The sequence below is a fragment of the Methylibium sp. genome (genome assembly GCF_013817345.1).
In the GTDB taxonomy this organism is placed as follows: domain Bacteria; phylum Pseudomonadota; class Gammaproteobacteria; order Burkholderiales; family Burkholderiaceae_C; genus Methylibium.
The window spans coordinates 1-20,266 of sequence record NZ_JACDCW010000022.1 but is presented as its reverse complement, the minus strand read 5'-3'; the positions used below and the strand labels follow the sequence as shown (position 1 = coordinate 20,266).

General features: G+C 68.9%; 15 protein-coding genes. 10 read left to right on the top strand and 5 right to left on the bottom strand.

Annotated elements, in window-relative coordinates; translation table 11 throughout:
* Positions 1 to 222: 222 nt before the first annotated feature.
* Complete coding sequence (locus tag H0W40_RS06250; protein WP_292444331.1) at positions 223 to 4,200, top strand: indolepyruvate ferredoxin oxidoreductase family protein; 3,978 nt, start codon at positions 223 to 225, stop codon at positions 4,198 to 4,200.
* A gap of 150 nt (positions 4,201 to 4,350) precedes the next feature.
* Here H0W40_RS06250 and H0W40_RS06245 read toward each other — a convergent pair whose 3' ends face one another.
* On the bottom strand, positions 4,351 to 5,460 hold the full coding sequence (locus H0W40_RS06245; RefSeq protein WP_292444329.1) for a phospholipase A: 1,110 nt from the start codon (positions 5,458 to 5,460) through the stop codon (positions 4,351 to 4,353).
* Between the two features lie 184 nt (positions 5,461 to 5,644).
* Between H0W40_RS06245 and H0W40_RS06240 the strand changes: the two genes are divergently transcribed.
* The 6 genes from H0W40_RS06240 to H0W40_RS06215 all read left to right on the top strand — a co-directional run bounded on the left by H0W40_RS06240 (position 5,645) and on the right by H0W40_RS06215 (position 11,294).
* Positions 5,645 to 6,232, top strand: a complete 588-nt coding sequence (locus H0W40_RS06240; RefSeq protein WP_292444326.1) for a cytochrome b — start codon at positions 5,645 to 5,647, stop codon at positions 6,230 to 6,232.
* Positions 6,229 to 6,801: a YceI family protein gene (locus tag H0W40_RS06235; RefSeq protein WP_292444324.1), complete on the top strand. Its 573-nt coding sequence runs from the start codon at positions 6,229 to 6,231 to the stop codon at positions 6,799 to 6,801. Before H0W40_RS06240 ends, H0W40_RS06235 begins: the two co-directional genes overlap by 4 nt.
* Positions 6,802 to 6,877: 76 nt before the next feature.
* Positions 6,878 to 7,453 carry a YceI family protein gene (locus H0W40_RS06230; protein WP_292444402.1) on the top strand — a complete coding sequence of 192 codons (576 nt, stop codon included), beginning with the start codon at positions 6,878 to 6,880 and terminating at the stop codon, positions 7,451 to 7,453.
* 74 nt (positions 7,454 to 7,527) lie between these two features.
* A complete protein-coding gene (locus H0W40_RS06225; RefSeq protein WP_292444322.1) occupies positions 7,528 to 8,472 on the top strand; it encodes an MBL fold metallo-hydrolase in 945 nt (314 codons plus the stop codon).
* A 45-nt stretch (positions 8,473 to 8,517) separates the two neighbouring features.
* Positions 8,518 to 10,038, top strand: coding sequence for a radical SAM protein (locus tag H0W40_RS06220; RefSeq protein WP_292444318.1), 1,521 nt, complete (start codon positions 8,518 to 8,520; stop codon positions 10,036 to 10,038).
* Positions 10,035 to 11,294, top strand: coding sequence for a glycosyltransferase (locus H0W40_RS06215; RefSeq protein WP_292444315.1), 1,260 nt, complete (start codon positions 10,035 to 10,037; stop codon positions 11,292 to 11,294). The genes H0W40_RS06220 and H0W40_RS06215 overlap by 4 nt, the downstream gene beginning before the upstream one ends.
* A 148-nt stretch (positions 11,295 to 11,442) precedes the next feature.
* Here the strand turns inward: H0W40_RS06215 and H0W40_RS06210 are convergent, their stop codons facing one another.
* Complete coding sequence (locus H0W40_RS06210; RefSeq protein WP_292444312.1) at positions 11,443 to 13,602, bottom strand: ATP-dependent helicase; 2,160 nt, start codon at positions 13,600 to 13,602, stop codon at positions 11,443 to 11,445.
* 191 nt (positions 13,603 to 13,793) lie between these two features.
* Here H0W40_RS06210 and H0W40_RS06205 point away from each other — a divergent pair, with 191 nt between their 5' ends.
* Positions 13,794 to 14,759, top strand: coding sequence for an AEC family transporter (locus H0W40_RS06205; RefSeq protein WP_292444310.1), 966 nt, complete (start codon positions 13,794 to 13,796; stop codon positions 14,757 to 14,759).
* A 126-nt stretch (positions 14,760 to 14,885) separates the two neighbouring features.
* Here H0W40_RS06205 and priA read toward each other — a convergent pair whose 3' ends face one another.
* The 3 genes from priA to H0W40_RS06190 form a co-directional block, all read right to left on the bottom strand.
* Complete coding sequence (gene priA / locus H0W40_RS06200; protein ID WP_292444400.1) at positions 14,886 to 17,051, bottom strand: primosomal protein N'; 2,166 nt, start codon at positions 17,049 to 17,051, stop codon at positions 14,886 to 14,888.
* Between the two features lie 382 nt (positions 17,052 to 17,433).
* Positions 17,434 to 18,582, bottom strand: a complete 1,149-nt coding sequence (gene hemE, locus H0W40_RS06195; RefSeq protein WP_292444307.1) for a uroporphyrinogen decarboxylase — start codon at positions 18,580 to 18,582, stop codon at positions 17,434 to 17,436.
* Complete coding sequence (locus H0W40_RS06190) at positions 18,579 to 18,845, bottom strand: hypothetical protein (RefSeq protein ID WP_292444305.1); 267 nt, start codon at positions 18,843 to 18,845, stop codon at positions 18,579 to 18,581. The genes hemE and H0W40_RS06190 overlap by 4 nt, the downstream gene beginning before the upstream one ends.
* Positions 18,846 to 18,925: 80 nt before the next feature.
* Here H0W40_RS06190 and H0W40_RS06185 point away from each other — a divergent pair, with 80 nt between their 5' ends.
* Both H0W40_RS06185 and H0W40_RS06180 read left to right on the top strand, forming a co-directional pair.
* Positions 18,926 to 19,573, top strand: coding sequence for a LemA family protein (locus H0W40_RS06185; protein ID WP_292444303.1), 648 nt, complete (start codon positions 18,926 to 18,928; stop codon positions 19,571 to 19,573).
* Between the two features lie 43 nt (positions 19,574 to 19,616).
* Positions 19,617 to 20,266 (top strand): YgcG family protein (locus tag H0W40_RS06180; protein ID WP_367153750.1); only part of this gene is annotated, 650 nt, incomplete at its 3' end.

The window sequence follows — 20,266 nt, the reverse complement described above, 5'->3', positions numbered from 1 at the left end:
CGGTCCCTCATTCACCGCCGCTCCAGAGGCCCCAGCGGCAACGCCGCTCCTGCCTTCACTTCGCCGCGTGGGCGCAGGCAATAAGGCCACGCCAGGCGCCAGTGGCGGCGCAGTTCCCTAAACTGGCCGGCAACCCCACCGGGTCCCGGCGTGCCGCCGCCGCGCCACGAGCGCAGCGCGGCACGCCCCCTTCGCAGTGAAGCTGCAGGAGCACCGAGAGCCATGAACGCCCCTCTTCCCGAATCGATCCGACGTGCGCTGGAGACGGTGTCGCTGGACGACAAGTACGCGCTGGAAACCGGCCGCGCGTTCATGAGCGGCGTGCAGGCCCTCGTGCGTCTGCCGATGCTGCAGCGCCAGCGCGACGCCGCCGCCGGCCTGAACACTGCCGGCTTCGTGAGCGGCTATCGCGGCTCGCCGCTCGGCGGCTACGACCAGGCCTTGTGGTCGGCCAAGAAGCACCTGGCCGCCCAGAACATCGTGTTCCAGCCCGGCGTGAACGAGGAGCTGGCGGCCACCGCCGTGTGGGGCACGCAGCAACTCGACCTCTACCCGCAGAGCAAGAAGTTCGACGGCGTGTTCGGCCTTTGGTACGGCAAGGGCCCGGGCGTGGACCGCTGCTCGGACGTGTTCAAGCACGCCAACATGGCCGGCACCGCAAAGCACGGCGGCGTGATCGCGGTGGCCGGCGACGACCACATCGCCAAGAGCTCGACCGCCGCGCACCAGAGCGACCACATCTTCAAGGCCTGCGGGCTGCCGGTGTTCTTTCCGGCCAGCGCGCAGGAGATCCTCGACCTGGGCCTGCACGCCTTCGCGATGAGCCGTTTCTCGGGCGTGTGGGCGGCGATGAAGACGATCCAGGAGATCGTGGAGTCGTCGGCCAGCGTGAGCGTCGATGCCGACCGCGTGAACATCGTGCTGCCCGAGGACTTCGCCATGCCGCCCGGCGGCCTGCACATCCGCTGGCCCGACGCGCCGCTGGAGCAGGAGGCGCGGCTGATGGAACACAAGTGGTATGCGGCGCTGGCCTACGTGCGCGCCAACAAGCTCAACCACACGGTGATCGATTCTCCCAATGCGCGGCTGGGGCTCATCGCCAGCGGCAAGAGCTACAACGACACGCGCCAGGCGCTGCACGACCTGGGCCTGGACGACGCGACCTGCCGGCGCGTAGGCATTCGCCTGCACAAGGTGAGCGTTGTGTGGCCGCTGGAGGCGAGCATCACGCGCGAGTTCGCGACCGGGCTGCAGGAAATACTGGTGATCGAGGAGAAGCGCCAGGTCATCGAATACCAGCTCAAGGAAGAGCTCTACAACTGGCGGCCCGACGTGCGGCCCAACGTGCTGGGCAAGTTCGACGAGCGTGAAATCGATATCGAACGCGACGGCCCTTTCGGCGGCCACGGCGGCGAATGGAGCCAGCCCAGCCCGAGCGGCAACTGGCTGCTGCGGGCGAAGGCCGATCTCACGCCGGCGATCATCGCGCGGGCCATCGGCAAGCGGCTGCTCAAGCTCGCGAATCCGGGTGGGCTGGACGGCGACACGCGCACGCACATCGAGGCGCGGCTGGCGCTGATCGATGCGAAAGAGAAGTCGCTCGCGGCCATGAAGGTTTCCACCGGAGAGCGCGCGCCATGGTTCTGCAGCGGCTGCCCGCACAACACCAGCACCAAGGTGCCCGAGGGCTCGCGCGCGGTGGCCGGCATCGGCTGCCACTACATGGCGGTGTGGATGGACCGCAGCACGGTGACCTTCTCGCAGATGGGCGGCGAAGGCGTGAGCTGGGTGGGGCAGGCGCCGTTCACGACCGACAAGCACGTGTTCGCGAATCTGGGCGACGGCACCTACTACCACTCGGGGCTGCTGGCCGTGCGCCAGGCCATCGCGGCGGGGGTGAACATCACCTACAAGATCCTGTTCAACGATGCGGTCGCGATGACCGGTGGGCAGCCGGTCGATGGCAGCCTAGGCGTGGCGCAGATGACGCGTGAGCTGGAGGCGGAGGGGGCGAGAAAGATCGTCGTGGTGACGGATGAGCCGGAGAAGTATTCGGCTTCGGCTTTTGGGAAGGGGAAGGCCAAGGGCCAGGCCGCAAAGCCCCTCACCCCAACCCTCTCCCCAGAGGGGCGAGGGGGCCATACAACCGCAAAGAGCAGCGCTGCGTTACTCCCTTTCCCTCTGGGAGAGGGTTGGGGTGAGAGCCGGCGTGGCCTCGCCCCCGGCGTGACCGTCCACCACCGCGACGAGCTCGACGACGTCCAGCGCCAACTCCGCGAGATTCCCGGCTGCACCATCCTGATCTACGACCAGACCTGCGCCACTGAGAAGCGTCGCCGGCGCAAGCGCGGCACGCTGGAAACGCCGGCCGAGACGGTGGTCATCAACGAGCTGGTCTGCGAAGGCTGCGGCGACTGCTCTGTGCAATCGAACTGCCTTTCCGTGGAACCCGTCGAAACGCCCTTCGGCCGCAAGCGCCGCATCAACCAGAGCAGCTGCAACAAGGACTACTCCTGCCTGAAGGGCTTCTGCCCGAGCTTCGTCACGGTGACCGGTGGAGCGCTCAGGAAGCCGAAGAAGGAAGCCGCACGCGATCCCTTCCAGGGCCCCGCGCTGCCCGAGCCGGTGTTGCCCGCAGCACTGAGCGACAGCGGCCAGGACCGGGCCTGGGGCATCCTTGTCGCCGGCATCGGCGGCACGGGCGTCATCACCATCGGGCAGTTGCTCGGCATGGCGGCCCACCTCGAAGGCAAGGGCATCGTCACACAGGACGCTGGCGGCCTGGCACAAAAGGGCGGAGCGACCTGGAGTCACATTCAGATCGCCAACCGGCCCGAAGCCATCTTCTGCACCAAGGTGGGCACGGCCGAGGCCGACCTGGTGATCGCGTGCGACCCTATCGTCGCCGCGAAGAAGGACACGCTGGCGGTCATGCGCGAGGGCCGCACGCACGTGGCGCTCAACACGCATGGCATGCCGACGGCGGCCTTCGTGAGCGACCCGGACTGGCAGTTCAAGGGTGGCCAGTGCGAGAGCGTGATCGAGCAGGCCGCGGGCGGTGCGGCGCAGGTCGGCAAGATCGATGCCGATCGCCTGGCCACCGGCTTGCTGGGCGATGCGATCTACACCAACCCGCTGATGCTGGGTGACGCGTGGCAACGCGGCTGGGTGCCGCTGGGCAAGGCCTCGCTCATGCGGGCGATGGAACTCAACGGCGTGCAGGTCGCCAACAACAAGGCCGCTTTCGAATGGGGCCGGCGGGCGGCTCACGACCCGGCGGCGGTGGAGGGGCTCACGGCGACGGCGCAGGTGATCCGGTTCGTGAAGAAGCCCGGGCTGGATGAGGTGATTGCGCAGCGGGTGGAGTTTTTGACTGCCTACCAGAACGCGGCGTATGCGGAGGAATACGTTGCTTTCGTGGAGAAAGTGCGCCATGCCGAGGCCGCGGCCCTCACCCCAACCCTCTCCCAGAGGGAGAGGGGGCAATACAGGTCGGCGCCGGAGGGAAGGCAGCACAAGTCACTCTCGGAAACGGCGGTACTCGAATCACTGCCTCGCACCCAAGCATCCTCTTCACCCCCTCTCCCTCCGGGAGAGGGTCGGGGTGAGGGCAACGCAGCGCGCCGATCCTTCCCCCTCACCGAAGCCGTCGCCCGCTACCTCTTCAAGCTGATGGCCTACAAAGACGAGTACGAGGTGGCCCGGCTACACACCGACACCGGCTTCGCCGACAAGCTTGCCGCCCAGTTCGACGGCGACATCACTCTGCACTACCACCTCGCTCCGCCGCTGCTGGGCAAGAAGAACGCACGGGGCGAGCCGGTCAAGCAGAAGTTCGGGCCGTGGATGCGCAGCGCTTTCTGCGTGCTGGCGCAGCTCAAGGGTCTGCGCGGCACGGCCTTCGATGTGTTCGGTCGCACCGAGGAGCGCCGCACCGAACGCGCGCTGGTCGGCGACTACCGGGCATCGATCGACGAGCTGCTTGCCACGCTCAACGCGGGCAACGTGTCGCTCGCGGCGGAGATCGCGCGCATCCCCGAGGAGATTCGCGGTTATGGCCACGTGAAGGCCCGCCATCTGGCCGCCGCGCGGCCGAAGTGGGAGCGGCTGATGGCGCAGTGGCGGGCGGCAGCGCAGAAAGGCCGCGCAATTGCTCCTCTCCCCTCTGCGGAGAGCTTGGGTGAGGGGCCAGCGATGTAGTCGGGCCGGGCCGGCCCTCACCTGCGGTGCGCGCATCGGCTTGCAAGCCGATGCCGCTCAGGAGGCTCGCCGCATGCGGCTCGAACGCCCTCCTTCGCCCTCAACCCTCTCCCAGAGGGAGAGAGAGCAAGAAGATTGGCGGGGGGTTTGTCAGAACTCGAACAGAGTCAAACCGACTCCCAGGCTCGTCTGCCGGAAGTTGTAGTCGAGCAAGGTTTCCGCATAGCCGCTGAAGAGCTGCACGTACCAGCGCAGTGCGCGGGCGTTGTCGGGCTCGACGGGGTAGGTCCAGTCGAACTGCAGCGAGCCGCGGTCCCAGCGCCGAAAGCTCGTGCTCCACTGCATCGAGGCGGTGGTGCGGCCGGGCGTCCAGGCGAGCAGCCAGTCGGTGTGGCCGCGGTAGTCGACGAGGTCGGGGTTGTCGTCCTTCGAGGCGCTTTCGCCGAAGCGGTAGTTGTAGCGCACCGAGAGCGACACGTCGTCGCGCTCGAAGCCGCCGCCCATGTACAGGCGGTTCCAGCTCCGCGAGAGCGGCTCGTTCTGCCCGTTGGACTGGTGGGCCAGCGCCAGGATGCCGTAGCGCCATTGCCAGCCGCCCGGCAGCGTGCGCAGCGCCTGCGGCGTGGGCAGCACGTACATCAGCTCCGGCTCGTAATCGGTGCTGCGAAAGGGTGAGGACTCGCTGGGCCGGTAGACCTGCCAGAGCGACTGCTGCGTGTAGCCGGCCCACAGGTCGCCGCCGGGCAGCAGCAGGTTCTCGGCGAGCTTGGTGCGCAGCGAGATCTGCACCTTGGCCTCCACCTTGCGGTAGTCGCCGAGGCTGCCGCTGCGGTCGGCCGCGGGACTGTCCGGCGTGTTGTTGATGCGGGTGGTCACGTGCATCGGCAGCACGAAGTTGGGCCGGTAGCCGGTGAAATTGAAGACGCCGCGCTTGTCGGCCTCGTCGAGTTCCCAGTAACTGGACAGGAAGCTCGGCCGCGGCGCGGGCGGGCCCTGCAGACCCGGACCGACAGGCTCCTCGGGCACCCCCACGATGGCCGGTGTGCGGCCGGCCGGTACTGCCGGCACCGGGCCTGTCGCTCCGGCCGCGGTTGCGGGCACCCGGCCGGCGAGGCGGTCGTAGCAGGCCAGGCGTTCAGTGTCGGCGGCAATGCCGCGGCAGGAGCCAAGCTGCGGCGGCGCCGCTTCCTGCGCATGCAGCGGCACGACCGGGCCGAGCAACAAGGCGGCGAGGGCAAGGCGGGCGGCAGCGGGCTTCAAGGAAGGGGTTCGGGTCTCGGGCCGCGGATTCTGCCGCAGGCCCCGGCGGCGTTGCGGGCAAGGGCTCGCGCAGCGGAGCGCAAGGTGCAAACCCCTGCGGCGCTGCAATCTTTTGAATCGATGCGTCAATCGCGGTGAACCGGCGCGCTGCGGCGCTCTTCTAAAGTGCCCGAACCGCTCCGCCATGCACACCCTGCCCGCCCGCTACACGACGACTGCCATTGCGCTGCACTGGCTGCTCGCGCTCGCGCTGTTCGCGAGCCTCGGCCTGGGCTTCTACATGAGCGGCCTCTCGTTTTCACCGCTGCAGCTGCGGCTGTACAACTGGCACAAGTGGCTGGGCATCTCGATCCTGGCGCTTTCCGCGGCGCGGCTGCTGTGGCGCTTGACGCACCGCCCGCCCGAATTGCCGGCCCGCACCCTGAACGCCATGCCGCCGTGGCAGCGCCGCGCCCACCACGCGACGCACGCGCTGCTGTACGTGCTGTTCTTCGCCGTGCCGCTGGCCGGCTGGACCTACAGCTCGATGGCGGGCTTTCCGGTCGTGTGGTTCGGCGTGTTGCCGCTGCCCGACCTGGTGGCGGTGGACAAGGAGTTCGCCAAAGTCATCAAACCGGTGCATGCGACCCTCGCCTACACGCTGCTCGCGCTGGTGGTGGTGCACATCGCCGCGGCGCTCAAGCACCAGTGGATCGACCGCGACGGGCTGCTCGTTCGCATGCGCTTCGGTGGCGCGGGATCGTCGAATGCACAGGAAAGGAATCCCGCATGAACAAGCCCTGGCTGGCCTGGTCGCTTGCCGGCCTGTTGACCACGCCGCTGGCGCAGGCCCAGCCCACCGCCGCCAAGCTCGCGCCCGCGCAAAGCGAGATCGTGTTCGTCAGCAAGCAGATGGGCGTGCCGGTCGAAGGCGAGTTCCAGCGCTTCGACGCGCAGATCGTCTTCGACCCCGGGCACCCGCAGGCCGGCTCCGTGGTGCTCACCATCGACACCGGCAGCGCCACGCTCGGCATCCCGGAGACCGACGCCGAACTGCCCAAGGCCGAATGGTTCGCCGCGGCGAAGTTCCCGCAAGCGACTTTTCAATCGACCGCCATCAAGCCGCTCGGCAGCGGCAAGTACGAGGTCGCGGGCCGGCTCACCATCAAGGGCCACAGCCGCGACCTCGTCGTGCCGATCAGCCTGGCGCAGACCGGCAGCACCGGCACCGCGACCGGCAGCTTCACGCTCGAGCGGCTCGCGTTCAAGATCGGCGACGGCGAATGGGCAGACACCTCCATGGTCGCCGACGACGTGCAGGTGCGCTTCAAGCTGGCCCTGGCCGGCCTGCGCGCGCCGTGATTCCCGCGCTGCGCCCGGCGAGGCCGGCGCCGCATGCCTTCTTTCCTCCCACCCTGCAAAGGACATCCTCATGACGATGAAGCATCCGGCCGCCCTCGGCGCCGTCCTGCTCGCGCTGCTCGGACCGAGCGGCGCACATGCCGAACCGGTCATCTATGCGATCGACCCGACCCACACCTTCGTGACTTTCGAGTCGCTGCATTTCGGCACCTCGACCAACCGCGGGCGCTTCGACAAGAAGCAGGGCACGGTGGTGTTCGACCGCGCCGCGAAGACGGGCAAGGTCGAGCTCACCATCGAGACCGGCTCCGTCAATACAGGCGTCGGTCCCTTCAACCAGCACCTCACCGGCAAGGACTTCTTCCGCAGCGACGAATTCCCCACCGCCACTTTCAAGAGCGACGACTTCCAGTTCGACGGCGACAAACTGAGCGAAGTGGCCGGCACGCTGACCTTGCTCGGCAAGACCCATCCGGTCGTGCTCAAGGCGAGCAACTTCAACTGCTACCAGAACCCCATGCTCAAGCGCGAGGTCTGCGGCGGCGACTTCGAGACCACCATCCAGCGCAGCCAGTGGGGCATCACCTACGCCCTGCCGGTGCAGCCCGACAACATCCGGCTGCTGGTGCAGGTGGAGGCGGTCCGGCAGTAGGGCGCACGGGCGGCCGGCTCGCGACGGTGCCGCCTGAAGCCCGGGCCCGATCGACGCGCCGCTACAGTAATGGCGTGAGCGCCCTTTCATTGCGCCTGCCCGACGACCTTACCGTGCTCGTGCGCGGCTGGCTGTCGTCGAACAACGTGCTGATCCACGACCGCGACGACGATGCCGGCGGCGCAGTGCTGGTCGACAGCAGCCACTGCACGCACGCAGCGCAGACCGTCGCCCTGCTGCGCCAGGCGCTGGCCGGTGCGCCGCTCGGGCGCATCGTCAACACCCACCTGCACAGCGACCACTGCGGCGGCAACGCGGCGGTCTCCGAGGCCTTCGGTGGCGTGCCGATCGACGTGCCCTCGGGCGGCTTCGACGCGGTGCAGCGCTGGGACGAAGACGCCCTCGGATTTCGACCGATCGGCCAGCGCTGCGTGCGTTTCAGCGCGCGCGGCCGCGTGGTGCCCGGCGGCCGGTTGCGTTTGGGCGCGCGCGAATGGGAAGTGATCGCCGCACCCGGCCACGACCCCGACGCGGTGGTGCTGTTCGACTCGGCGCACGGCGTGCTGATCTCCGGCGACGCGCTTTGGGAGAACGGCTTCGGCATCGTCTTCCCCGAACTGCAAGGCGAGCCGGGCTTCGACGCCGTGGCCGCGGCGCTCGATGCGATCGAGCAGCTTCCGGTCGCCACGGTGATTCCGGGCCATGGCCCTGCGTTCGCCGACGTTGCCGGGGCGCTGGCCCGCGCCCGCGCCCGCCTGACCGGCTACCGCGCCGATCCCGACCGCCACGCGCGCCACTCGGCCAAGGTGCTGGTCAAGTACCACCTCATGGAAGAGCGGAAGCAGCCGCTGGAAGAAGTGCTGCGGTGGGCGCAGGGCGCGTCGCTGTTCGTGGCGATCTGGCAGCGGGTGGGTGCGCCACTCGCCGGCTCGCCAGAGGAATGGGCCGCACGGCTGGTGGATGAGTTGGCGGGGAGCGGGGCGCTGCGCGTGGAAGGGGGCGTGGTCTGCGACGCTTGAGGTCTGCAGAGGCGGTCGCGATCTTGCGAATATGCTCTGCTCCAAATGATGATCGAAGAATCTGACCCGTCGGGCCAACGCAGCGTGCTGCTCGTCGACCTCAACAACTTCGCGCGCTACCCGACGCTGCCCATCGGCTACCTTGCCGCGGTCCTGCGTCGGGCGAACTATGCGGTGACCGTGTTCGCTCCTCTCATGGTGGGCGTGCAGGGCGTCACGCGGGAGCCGCGCCCGCACCGATTCAGCCTGGTTGCCGCAAAGCTGAACTACCGGGTCGCCACTTCCAGTCGTGATTGGGTTCGCAGGTGGCGAGATCGCGCCGCCGCGAAGCGGCTCTCGGGCATCAGTTCCCATGAGGCGCAAGTGCTGGCGGCGGTGAAGGCAGAGATCGCCATTGCCAAGCCGCAAGCCGTGCTGATTTCCACCTACCTGATGTACCGCGACACCTGCGCGCAGATCTGTCTGGCGTGCAAGGAAAGGGGCATTCCGGTGGTCATTGGCGGGCCGTACTTCGCTCAACTCGATGTGATCGAGGAGTGGGTTCGCCTGCCCGGGCTCTCAGCGCTCGTCGCCGGAGAGGTCGAACTGCGCTTGCCGACCATCCTCGAAACGCTGCTCGCGAAGAACGACCCGAGCACGCATGCGGGCGTGGTGACCACCGACGCGCATGGCCGCCCGAGGGGTGGCATCGCGCCGCCGCTGCAGGGGCTGGACTCAGTGCCCTATCCCGACTACAGCGATTTCCCTTGGTCTGCTTATCCGAACCGCATCGTGCCCGTCATCACCGGCCGCGGATGCGGCTGGGGCGTGTGCACGTTCTGCAGCGATGTCACGAGCACGGCAGGCCGCACGTACCGCAGCCGCAGCCCGCAGAACGTTCTGTCGGAACTCGCCGCGCACCACCGGCGATTCGGCGTCTCGCGCTTCGTGTTCACCGACCTCAAGCTCAACAGCAACATCGAGATGTGGCGCTCGATCATCGGCGGCATGCAGGACACCGTCGCCGGCAGTCGCTGGATCGCCGCGGTGCATGCAGGCACCGAAGCGGACAACGGCTTGTCGGAGTCCAGTCTGCGCGCGGCGGCGAAGTCCGGGTGCGTGCGGCTCACCACCGGTCTCGAAACGGGCAGCCAGCGCATCGCCGACTCGATGAAGAAGGGAACGCGGTTGGAGACGATCAGCGCGTTTTTGCATGGCACCGCACAGGCCGGCATCTCGGCACGCTGCACGATGATCCTCGGGCACCCGGGCGAGACAGCCGATGACGTCGAGGCGAGCGTCGAGTTCCTTGCCCGCCATCGCAGCGTCATCGAACGCGTGTCGCTCAATCGGCTGCATCTCGTGACGGGCACGGCGCTGCATCGCGCGGTGAAGCGAAAACCGGAGAAGTTCAAGGGATTCACTATCGTCCACGAGAACGCGGGCATGGCGCATGTCGAACACCGCCACGACGTCGTCCACACCGCCTCTCACCGAAGGGCAGCGATGCGGCTTCTGACCGAGGTGCACCGCATCAACTCGCGCGAACTCTCGGTGAATGCCCGCGAGTTCGAAGGCGTGATGTGACGCTTAAGGGCACGCCAGCCGCCGGCCGCGCCGTTGCGTACCTGATCAACGTTTATCCCTCACCGAGCCACTCTTTCATTCGCAGGGAAATCGCCGCACTCGAATCGGCCGGATGGCGGGTGCATCGCTTTTCGCACCGGCGCGCCAAGCTGCTCGCGCTCGACCCCGCCGATGCCGCCGAGCAGCGAATGACGCAGGTTCTGCTCGAGTCGAAGTGGCAGCGGGTGCTGGCGTCGGTAGCCATCGCCTTTGCAAGCCGCCCCTTTGCCGCGTGTTCGGCTTTCCTGCAGGCGATGCGGATGGCCAGAAACGGCGACGCGCGATTCGTGACACACGCCGGCTACTTCGTGCTCGCGTGCCTCCTCTGTCGAAGCCTGCGAGCGGTCGATTGCCGGCACATCCACGCTCATTTCGGCACCAACCCCGCAGCGGTCGCCCTGCTCGCGAGCCGACTGTCCAAGGTGAGCTACAGCCTGACCTTTCACGGCCCGCACGAGTTTGTCGTGCCTGAGCGGCTCAACCTGCGCGACAAGATCGCCGGCGCATCGTTCGTTGCGGTGGTTTCTTCGAGCGGCCAGCGGGCCGTCGAAGAGCGTTACCCCGCATGGGCCGCCAAGGCGAAGCTCGTGCGTTGCGGGCTCGACGCCGCCTGGTTAGACGAAGCGCCGGCGCGGGTTCCGCAGGCGCCGCATCTCTTGTGCGTGGCGCGTCTCGATCCGCAGAAGAACCCACTGCTGCTCATCGACGCGGCAAAGCACCTCCAGGAGCGCGGTGTGCGCTTCCGCTTGACCCTCATCGGGGATGGAAGCCTGCGTGCACAAGCCGACCGGCGCGTTACGGAGCTCGGGCTTTCGGCGCCAGTGCATCTTTTCGGCTGGGCAACGCAGCAGCAGGTGCGCCAGCACTTGCGCGAATCGCGGGCACTCGTTCTGGCGAGCGACGACGAGGGCTTGCCCGTGGCCATCATGGAAGCGTTCGCAGCGGGCAGGCCGGCCATTGCCACCGACGTGGGCGGTGTGCGCGAACTGGTCGAAACCGGCGTCACCGGCTGGCTGGTTCCACCGCGCGACGCTCACGCACTGGCGAATGCGATGGAGCAGTGTCTCCTCGCGCCCACCCACTGCCTGCAGCAGCTGGCCGACAACGCTCGGCGCAAGGTGCAGAACTTCGACATTCGCACATCGGCCGAGGTGCTGGGCGTCGGCTTCGACGCGGCTCTGGGCGCCTTCGATGCAGCGCTGCCTTCAAGTCAGTAGGCAATGCACCCGGAACGCAGTATTTCCCTTCGCCGACCATGACGCGGCTGATGGCAACCCGCGGACGCCAGGATGAGGCGGCCACGCCAGATGATTCGCTGCCGCCGGACCGCATGAGATGTTGCCCCGCGCGGCCGAACAGCGCCGATCAGCCTTGTTTGTCTGCTGTCGCCGCTGATGCGGCCGCGGCACGAGCCGCCAGCTCGGCACGTTGCGCCTTGAGCCGTTCGCGCGGGCTCAAACCGGGCGCGCGCTCTTCGTCGAGTTTCATCTCGGTGATGAAGCGGCTGGGCGCACCGGCCACCGTCTCGCGGCCGCGCTTGCGGCGCTTGAGCCAGGACACGGTCAGCGTGCTGCGCGCGCGGGTGATGCCCACGTACATGAGCCGCCGCTCCTCTTCGAGCCGCTGGGCGAGCGCTTCCACGCTCAGTGACTCGTCTTCCAGCTTGAAGGGCAGCAGGCCTTCGTTGACACCGACCAGTTGCACGTGCGGCCACTCCAGGCCCTTGGCCGCATGCAGGGTGGACAGCGTCAGCACGTTCTGGTCGTTGCCGCGCTCGGCCAGGCTGATGATCACGGCGATGCTCTGCGCCACTTCGAGCACGCTCTTCTTCTCCGCCTCGAAGGTGCCGGCCTCCTGCGTGATCTGGCCGCCGCAGCGCTTGGCGATCCAGTCGACGAAATCGAGCACGTTGCTCCAGCGGGCCGTGGCGACCTTGGCACTGTCTTCGCCATCGTGCAGGTGCTGCTCGTAGCCGATGTCCTTGAGCCAGCCGAGCAGCAGCGCCTTGGCATCCTCGCCCCCGACAGTCTGGCGAGCCCGGTATTCCAGATCGTTCACGTAGCGGCCGAACTCGTGCAGCGAGCCGACTGCCTTGGCGGAGAGCGCCGTGCCGAGCGACTCGGCAAAGAGCGCCTCGTACAGACTGGTCTTCCACTGGCCCGCGAAGCTGCCCAGGCTGGCCAGCGTCTGATGGCCGATGCCGCGCTTGGGGGTGGTCACGGCGCGCAAGAAGGCCGGGTCGTCGTCCTGATTGACCAGCAGGCGCAACCAGGCGCACAGGTCCTTGATCTCGGCGCGGTCGAAGTAGCTCTGCCCGCCCGAGACCTTGTAGGGGATCTGCGCGGCACGCAGCTTCTGCTCGAACACGCGCGACTGGTGGTTGGCGCGGTAGAGGATGGCGAAATCCTTCCATTCGATGCCCTGGCCGCCGCCGGAGCGGTCCGTCGGCACCGCCGCGCCCGGCGCACCGGCGCCGAGCAGCGCGCCGCCTTGCGCGCGCAGGGCCTGGATGCGAGAAACCGCCCGCTCGGCCTCGTGTTCCTCGCTGTCGCCCTCGACCACCTGGACCGGCTCGCCGTCGCCGTACTCGCTCCACAGCTTCTTCTCGAAGATTTTCGGGTTGGCGGCGATCACTTTGTTGGCGGCGCGCAGGATGTTGCCGGTGGAGCGGTAGTTCTGCTCCAGCGCGATCACCTGCAGCTTCGGGTAGTCGAGCGGCAGGCGCTTGAGGTTGTCGATGGTTGCGCCGCGCCAGCCGTAGATGCTCTGGTCGTCGTCGCCGACCGCCGTGAACATCGCCGTGCGTTCGCTGCCGTCGCCGACCAGCAGGCGCAGCAGTTCGTATTGCTGCGCGTTGGTGTCCTGGTATTCGTCGACCAGCACGTGGCCCAGGCTCGCCTGCCACTTGGCGCGCACCGCCTCGTCGCGCTGGAGCATGGCCACCGGCAGGCCGATGAGGTCGTCGAAGTCGACCGCCTGGTAGGCGGCCAGGCGCTCCTGGTAGCGCTGCATCACGCGCGCGGCGATGCGCTCGTCGTCGTTGGCGGCCTGCGCTTCGGCCTGCTCCGGCTCGAGGCCCTGGTTCTTCCACAAGCTGATGGTCCACTGCCAGCGCCGCGCCTGCGCGGCGTCGCTGCTGCCGCCGGCGTCGCGCAGCAGGCCGGCGACGTCGTCGCTGTCGAGGATGGAGAACTGCGGCTTCAGGCCGATCGCCGCGCCGTCCTCGCGCAGCAGCCGCACGCCCAGCGCGTGGAAGGTGCTGATGATCAACCCCTTGCTCGCCTTGCCGCCGACGAGGCCCTTGATGCGTTCGCGCATCTCGGCTGCGGCCTTGTTGGTGAAGGTGATGGCGGCGATCTGCCGCGCCTCGAGGCCGGCGCCGGCGCCGGGCTGCAGCAGGCGCGCGATCTTGTGCGTGATCACGCGGGTCTTGCCGGAGCCGGCACCGGCGAGCACGAGGCAGGGACCGCTCAGGTGATGCACCGCCTGCATCTGGGCGGCGTTGAGCGAGGGCGGGGACGACAAGGAAACGGGACCAAGGCAGCGAAAGGGGAGCGCGATCATAGCGATGCGCTGCTGCGCGACTCCTCTCCCACGAGCGGGGTTGGAGTGAGGGTCGGCGAGGCCGCCCTGCTGCGCCGCCCTCACCTCTCTCTCCCAAAGGGAGAGGGAGAGGGACCGATGCGATCGCAAGCGCCTGACATACTGCCCGCCCCATGCCTGCCATCCTCGCCGTCACAGTCCCTTTCTTCGGGCTGGTCCTGTGCGGCTACCTCGCCGCCCGGCTGCGCCTGATGCCCGAGGCGACGATTCCGGGCCTCAACGCGTTCGTGCTGTTCTTCGCGCTGCCCTGCATGCTGTTTCGCTTCGGCGCCAGCACGCCGGTGGACAAGCTGCTCAACCCGGCGATGCTGGCGGTGTGGAGCCTCGCGGCGCTGGCCATCGTTGCCTTCACGATTCGGGTCACCCGCGGCCCGCACGTGAACCTGAAAGACGCCGCCTTCGGCGCGCTGGTCGCCGCCTTCCCGAACACCGGCTTCATGGGCATGCCGCTGATGACCGCGCTGCTCGGCGCCGCCGCGGCCGGGCCGATGATGGTCACCCTGCTGATCGACATGTTCATCACCAGCTCCGTGTGCCTGGCCCTGGCGCAGATGCACGACAACGCGCACCTGCCGCTCGGCCGGCGCCTGCGCAACGCCCTGCGCGGCCCGATCGGCAACCCGCAGCCCTGGGCGATCGCGCTCGGCGCGCTGTTTTCCGCCTACGGGCTGGGCCTGCCGGGGCCGATCGACCGCATGGTCGAGCTGCTGGCTGGCGCCGCCACGCCGGTGGCCTTGTTCACCATCGGCGCCGTGCTCTACCGGGCCGGCCAGCACGCCCACTCGCGCACCGCGCCGGCGTTGTTCGTGCCGGTTGCGCTGATCAAGCTGGCGGTGCACCCAGCGCTGGTGTTCGGGCTGGGCAGTGCAGCCATCGCGCTCGGCGCGCCGCTGTCGCGCTTCGAGCTGATGGTGCTGACCCTGGCGGCGGCCCTGCCCTCCGCCAGCAACGTCTCGCTGCTGGCGGAGCGCTTCTTGGCCGACAACGGCCGCATCGCCCGGATCATCATGACCTCGACGGTCCTGGCGTTCCTGAGCTTCTCGGGTCTGGCCGGATTGTTCGGCGCCACGCCGGGCTGACGCAGCCCGGAACCGCCGTGAGGCGTGGCGCCCGCAAGGAGGCATTTCCATGAAACGCATCGCAGCGATCGCCTTACCGGGCAGCGTGAGCCTGCGCTTGCCGATCGACGGAAAAAATCGCCCCGCTCAGATGGCGAGGGGGTCCACGTCCACCGCCCATCGAAGCACGCCCTTTTGCTCGGGTCGCCGGGCCTGCAGCAGCGCACCCCATGCGGCGAGGAAGCGTTGCAGCGCCGGCCGCGAGGCCGACTCGACCAGCATCTGCGCGCGCTCCACGTCGGCCACCCGCTGCACCGACAGCGGCACCGGCGGATAGAGCGTGACCTGCGCCGCCTCGGGCAAGCCGGCCGACGCGTCCCCCACCGCCTGCAGCCAGGCCTGCGCCACCGACTGGCTGCGGGCATCGGCGCGCAGGATCGCGAGATGGGCATGCGGCGGCAGGCCCGCCGAGAGGCGCTCGGCGAGTTGCTGGCGCGCGAAGCTTTCGTAGTCGTGGGCGCGTAGTGCCGCGTAGAGCGGATGCTGCGGGTGCCAGGTCTGCACCCACATCTCGGCCCGCGCGGCCTGTCCGGCGTCGCGGCCGGCCCGGCCGGTTGCCTGCAGCAGCAGCGCGAACAGGCGCTCGGGGCCGCGGAAGTCACTGCTGAACAGCGCCGCGTCGGGGTTCACCGCCGCCACCAGCGTGATGCGCCGGAAATCGTGCCCCTTGGCGATCATCTGCGTGCCGACCAGCACGTCGATCTCGCCCGCATGCACGCGCGCCAGTTCAGCCTCCAGCGCGCCGCTGCGCCGCGTGGTGTCGGCGTCGATGCGGCCGAGCCGGGCGCCGGGCAGCAAGGCACCGAGCTGCTCCTCCAGCCGCTCGGTGCCGCGGCCGACCGGCTGGATGTCGGCGTTGCCGCATTCGGGACAAGCGCGCGGCACGCGCTCCGTGAAGCCGCAGTGGTGGCAGCGCAGCGTGCGGTCTCGCTTGTGGAACACACGCCAGGCGCTGCAGTGCGCGCAGGCGCTTTTCCAGGCGCAGTCCAGGCAATGCAGCACCGGTGCATAGCCGCGGCGGTTGAGAAAGACGAGGCTTTGCTCGCCGCGCGACAGCCGCTCCTGCAGGGCGGCCAGCAAGGGCGGCGCGATCGGCGTGTCGCGCACCGTCTCGCGCGGCAGCCGGCCCATGTCGACCAGCCGCACCGCGGGCAGTGCGCCGCCACCGATGCGTGAGGCCAGCGTCAGGCGGCGGTAGCGGCCCGGCCCGCCCTCGGCCGGCGCCAGCGCGTTGTGCCAGCTTTCCAGCGAGGGCGTGGCCGAGCCCAGCAGCACCGGCACCCGCTCGATGCGCCCACGCACCACCGCCAAGTCGCGCGCCGAATAGCGCGCGCCTTCCTGCTGCTTGTAGGAAGGGTCGTGCTCCTCGTCCACCACGATCAGGCCCAGCCGCGGCAGCGGCGCGAACACCGCCAGCCGCGTGCCGAGCACCAGGTCCGCCTCCCCGAGCAGCGCCATGAGCCAGTGCTTCAGGCGCCGGGCGGGCGTCAGGCCGCTGTGCAGCGAGACGACGCGCCGGCCGGGGAAGCGCTCGATGAAACGGGCCTCGAGCTGCGGCGTGAGGTTGATCTCGGGCACCAGCACCAGCGCTTGGCGGCCGGCATCGAGCGCGCGGCGAGACTCGCGCAGGTAGATCTCGGTCTTGCCGCTGCCGGTGGCACCGTGCAGCAGGGTCACGCCGGGCGCATCGGCCGGCACTGAGGCGGCCAGCGCGGCCAGGACGGCGGACTGTTCGCCACTGGGCATGGGGCCGGGCGCGTCAGGCACGCTGGTCGGCGCAGGCGGCTCGATCGAGCCGATCGAACCGGATGCGCTCCGCGAGCCCGTTCCCTGCGGCAACTTCGCCGAGAGCTGCGCGCGCAGGCGGCCCACCCGCCGCGCCAGCACCGCGGCGTCCAGGCCGCGCAGTTCGGGCGGCAGCACTGCCAGCGCGAGTTCGCCCGGGCTGCGCTGGTAGTAGGCAGCGGCAAAGTCGACCAGCGCGCGCCAGCCGTCCGGCAGCGGCGGCAGCGCGTCGAGCGACTCCCCGACCGGCCGCAGCGCGGCGAGCTCGAGCATCGGCTCGGAGACGACCGGCGCCTCCCAGACGATGCCCAGCACCTCGCGGCGCCCGAACGGCACACGCAGCAGGCTTCCGGGCACATGTGGTCGCTCGGCGCGGTAATCGAGCGCGCCCTGCAGGCCGCTGTGCTGGGGCGCATCGACCAGGACCGCGACGCGGGTCGCGGCATCGACCGGGGCGTGACCCGGCACCGCCGGCAGAGCCGCCTCGGGCGATTGAAGAACAGTCGACTTGGCCACGAAACCTCGAACGATCGTCAGAGAACCGACCCAAGTTGTTGATTCATCTAGGCTTTGTGATCTATCCACTCAGCCTGTGGAAAACTTTGTGGGAAACCTGCGAAAACGGCCGCTAAATGCGCGCCGTTGTTGGCCTGTGGACGGACTGAGGCATTTTGAGGCAGCACAACCTGCCTATATGAATCAACAACTTAGCGGCGACCCTTGCCGATCGAGTGCTGCACCGCAACAGCTTGACACCGAGCGGCGTCGTGATTCGTTTTTGGGGATAAGTCAAGCGCCAATCAGCTAAAACAGTGCAAAACCCCGGATCGATCGGACCGACGGCCGCCTCTCAAGCAACGCGCTGCTGCCGCGAATGCTGGTGAACCGCCTCGACCAGCACGCTCACGCTTTCCGGCGGCGTGTGCTGGCTGATCCCGTGGCCGAGATTGAAAACGTGGCCGCTGCGCGCCGACGGCGCACCGTAGCTGTCGAGCGTGCGCACAACCTCGGCGCGAATTTGCTCCGGCTCGGCGAACAGCACGTTCGGGTCGAGGTTGCCCTGCAGCGCCACCCGCTCGCCGATGCGCGAGCGCGCCTGGCCGAGGTTGACGGTCCAGTCGAGGCCGACGACGTCGCAGCCGCTCGCGGCGATGGCTTCGAGCCACGGCCCGCCGCCCTTGGTGAACACGATGTGCGGCACCCGACAGCCGTCGTGCTCGCGTTTCAACTGGCCGAGCACACGCTCGGTGTAGGCCAGGCTGAAGCGCCGGAAAGCGTCGTCGGCCAGGACGCCGCCCCAGCTGTCGAAGACCATCACCGCCTGTGCGCCGGCCTCGATCTGGGCGTTGAGGTAGGCGGCGACCGCGTCGGCGTTGATCTCCAGGATGCGGTGCAGCAGATCCGGGCGGCGGTAGAGCATGGTCTTGATGAGCCGGTAGTCGCTGCTGCCGGCGCCTTCGACCATGTAGCAGGCCAGCGTCCACGGGCTGCCGGAAAAGCCGATCAGCGGGACACGTCCCTTCGTCTCCCCTGCCACGTCCTGCAAGAGCGCGCGACGGATCGAGGCAACGGCGTCGAACACGTAGCGCAGACTGGCCATGTCTGGCACGGCGAGGCGCGCTACATCGGCTTCGGTGCGCAGCGGGTGCGCAAAGCGCGGGCCCTCGCCCTCGGCGAAGCTCAGGCCCAGGCCCATGGCGTCGGGCACGGTGAGGATGTCGGAGAACAGGATCGCCGCGTCGAGTGGATAGCGCTCCAACGGCTGCAGGGTCACTTCCGTCGCGAAGTCCGGGTTCGTCGCCAAGCCCATGAAGCTGCCGGCGCGCCCTCGCGTGGCGCGGTACTCCGGCAAGTAGCGGCCGGCCTGGCGCATCAACCAGACCGGCGTGCAGTCGGTCGGCAGGCGCAGGCAGGCGCGCAGAAAACGGTCGTTGGCGAGCTCGGGCAGGCGAGGCTCGTCGGCGGCAGGCGGCGCAACGGAAACAGCGGGTCGGGTCATCGGGAGATTATCGGCGGCGGCCCTGTGACGCCCACCCACTGCGCCACCACCGGCGCGGGGCCGTCCTGTGCCGCAGCCGCGACCCTCGCGCTGACCAGCGCCCGCTCCACCACGGCCCGGCTCAGTGCGCCGCCGGTGCAGCCGCGGCGGCGTGGCGGCGTGGCGGCCGCGCCGACACGCCGCTGGATCAGTGCGCCGTGTAACGCAGTGAAGGCATCGAGGTCGTTTTCGGGTTCACCGTGGTTAGGATAGCCAGCGCGCAACGCGGCCCGTCGCGCGCCCGGCTCACTTCTTCGGCCGCCTGCCCGCGCGCGCCGCAGCCTCTGCCCTCCAAAGGACTGCCATGCTCCGACACGCCTTCGCCGCCTTTGCCGTCTTCGCGAGCCTCGCGCTCGGCGGCTGCGGCTACAACGACTTCCAGCGCCTGGACGAACAGACCAATGCCGCGTGGTCGGAGGTGCTCAACCAGTACCAGCGCCGCGCCGACCTCATTCCGAACATCGTCGCCACCGTGAAGGGCGAGGCCAACTTCGAGCAGGAAACGCTCACCCGCGTGGTCGAGGCGCGCTCGCGCGCCACCAGCATCCAGGCCACGCCGGAGCTCGTGAACGACCCGGCGGCGTTCCAGCGCTTCCAGGCCGCGCAGGGCGAGGTGTCGAGCGCGCTGAGCCGGCTGCTGGCGGTGGTGGAGAACTACCCGAACCTCAAGGCCAACCAGGGTTTCCAGGACCTGCGCGTGCAGCTCGAAGGCACCGAGAACCGCATCACCGTCGCGCGCAACCGCTACATCAAGGCGGTGCAGGAGTACAACGTGCTGGCGCGCAGCTTCCCCAACAACCTGACCGCAATGATCTTCGGCTACGACCCCAAGCCGAATTTCACGGTGCAGAACGAGGCCGAGATTTCACAGCCGCCGGCGGTGAACTTCGACTTCGGCAAGCCGGCCGCGCCGGGCGGCGCGCCGCCCGCGGCGCCGCCAGCTTCACGATGAAGCGACAACTCGCCGTGCGCCATCAACCATCGGGCCGGCCCTGATGCGCGATCGGCGGCTCTCGCCGGCGCTGCCCGGCGCCTCGTTGCCGCACCGGCCGCACCACTCGCGCGCCGGTTGGCAGGTGCTACCGATGGCGCTGTTGCTGGCCCTCACGCTGGCCCTGGCGCTCGTCAGCACAATGGTGCGGGCCCAGGAACTCGTGCCGGTGCCCGAACTCACCGCGCGGGTGATCGACCAGACCGGCACGCTGAGCGCCGAGCAGACCGCCTCGCTGGACGCCAAGCTCGCCGCCTTCGAGCAGGAGGTCGGCTCCCAGCTCGTGATCCTGATGCTGCCGTCCACCGCTTCCGAGGACATCGCCGACTACACCCAGCGCGTCGGCGACGCCTGGCAGATCGGCCGCGCCGACGTGGGCGACGGGCTGCTGATCGTCGTGGCGAAAGACGAACGCCGGCTGCGCATTGCGCCGGCCAAGGCGCTCGAAGGCGCAGTGCCCGACCTGGCCGCCAAGCAGATCATCGACCGCTACCTCACGCCCGCCTTTCGCGCGAACGACTACGCCGGCGGCCTGAGCGCGGCCATTGATGCGCTGGCCGCCCGCATTCGCGGCGAAGCGCTGCCCGCGCCCGAGCCGCGCGGCGCGCAAGCGCAGCCGGGCGCGCAGTGGCAGGACCTGGCGCTGTTCTTCCT